The organism is Paraburkholderia sp. MM5384-R2, assembly GCF_014201025.1.
Classification (GTDB): Bacteria; Pseudomonadota; Gammaproteobacteria; order Burkholderiales; family Burkholderiaceae; genus Paraburkholderia; species Paraburkholderia tuberum.
Window position 1 is genome coordinate 1 of record NZ_JACHDI010000075.1, and the last position, 2,009, is coordinate 2,009.

2 protein-coding genes are annotated in these 2,009 nt (G+C 57.3%); one reads left to right on the plus strand and one right to left on the minus strand.

What is annotated here, in order from left to right; all coding sequences use genetic code 11:
• Positions 1–394 precede the first annotated feature (394 nt).
• Positions 395–1,879 carry a recombinase family protein gene (locus tag HDG37_RS38640; RefSeq protein ID WP_221312289.1) on the plus strand — a complete coding sequence of 495 codons (1,485 nt, stop codon included), beginning with the start codon at positions 395–397 and terminating at the stop codon, positions 1,877–1,879.
• Between the two features lie 31 nt (positions 1,880–1,910).
• Here the strand turns inward: HDG37_RS38640 and tnpB are convergent.
• Positions 1,911–2,009 (minus strand): IS66 family insertion sequence element accessory protein TnpB (gene tnpB, locus HDG37_RS40555; RefSeq protein WP_184056829.1); only part of this gene is annotated, 99 nt, incomplete at its 5' end.

A 2,009-nucleotide genomic window follows, 5' to 3' on the forward strand; every position in this document is an offset into this window, starting at 1 on the left:
TGGTGAAAATCCATACCGTGTGCCCGTACCACGGATGCCAACGATACAGAACTTCCCTTGACTCGCTGATATGGGCGTTGTGTTGCCGGCTTGTACAATCATTCGCGCTTGCACTCGACGTTGGGCTACGTCAGCCCGATGCAATTCGAGCAGGACTGGTACGCCGCCCAGAACAAACGAGTGGCATAATCTCCGCTCAGTTAAGGGATCCGAAATTCGCGGGCAACGTCAATGTTCTTAAAGCGCGACTACGAGGGGGAATTCTGAACAAGGTCAATCGAGGTGAGTATCGGTGCCTGCTACCGACCGGCTTCGTGTACGACGACCTTGGTAACGTAGTGCTTGACCCGGTTCCCAGGTCCGAGAGACCATCACATACTTCTTTGAGACGTTCTTGCGAGTCGGCTCTGCCAGCCAGACAGTCAAGGTCTTCAAGAAGGAAGGCCTCCTGTTTCCGTCCCGTATGCGCAACGCGAAGTTCCTGGTCTTCCAGCACCTCACCGCGTCGACGGCACTTCGGATGCTAAACAATCCGCGCTACGCCGGTGCTTACGCCTACGGCCGGCGGCATTATCGAAGACTTGCTGACGGACGGAAAGTACCGAGAAAGCGTGATCGCAATGACGGGCTTGCCTGTATCCCGGACGCACATCCTGGATACATTACGTGGGAGCAATTCCAGCAGAGCCTTACGGTTCTGGAGACGAATGGTCGCGGGTACAAAGTTGCGCGATCGTCGCCACCACGCGAGGGAGCTGCTCTACTGCAGGGCCGCGCCGTCTGCGGACGTTGTGGCCGGTATCTCCGGCTTCGGTACGCTACGCGACGCGGACGACAGGAAGCCTGGTATGTCTGCGACCGAGCACAAGGCGCTCATGGAGAACCTACCTGCCAGTCGATTGCCGGAGCACCGATCGATGAAGCAGTTGGTGCGCTGGTCGTCGCATCGATGACTCCGGCGGCGGTTGAGTTGGCGTGTGAGATTCGCAGGGAGATCGAAGCCCGCCACGATGAAGCCGACCGGTTACGTCTGCGCGCAATCGAACGCGCCCAGTTCGACGCAGATCTTGCACAACGGCGGTTCATGCTGGTCGACCCGAACAACCGGCTGGTTGCCGACACCCTCGAGCAGGAATGGAACGATAAGTTGCGCACATTGGCCGATGCGAAGGAACAAAGGGAGCGTAGCCAGCAGCAGGAACGTCTCATACTCGACGATGCGATCCGCGACCGGCTCATAGCAATGACGGCGGACTTCAAAACACTTTGGCGTGATCCATCGCTGGCGAATCGAGAGCGGAAGCGGCTGCTAGCCTACATCGTCGAGGACGTCACACTGGTCAAACTTCCAGACGAAGGGACAACAAAGATTCACGTTCGCTTCAAGGCCGGCAAGACTGAAACGCTCACGGCGCAGAATCCCAAAACATCTGCACAACATGTCAAAACCCAGCCAGAGGTCCTGGAGCTCATCGACAAGCTTCTCGATGACCATACGTGCTCTCAGATTGCGCAGCTCCTTAATGATCGGGGTATCCGTCCCGGCGGTTGTGTCCGTCCAGGTAAGAGCAACATTCGGTTCGACGCACTGCGCGTCTCATACATCGCACAGCGAAACGGACTTCGATCCTGTCGCGATAGGTTGCGGGAACGAGGCATGTTGACGAAGGAGCAAGCTGCGAGCCGCCTTGGAATTCACGTCGCAACGCTCATCAGGTGGGTCGAATACGGCCTCGTCAAACGACACGCCTATAACGATTATGCGTTTCTCTATGAAGTCCCGGATTCCGACCCGCCAACAAAACACAGCAGCCGATGGGATCGACTCACTGACCGCGCGAAAGTGGCGCGATCGAGCGTAGCATCTAAAACCCTCTGATCCGCGAATAGGAGTTGCAGTATGAATCCAGCTAGTTCAACAGGAGCCAGAATCCGGCCCGGTCATAAAGCAGAAGCTTCACGCGATCGCGTTTGCGGTTGTGGAACGCGAAGACGGCTCGCGCGAGCGG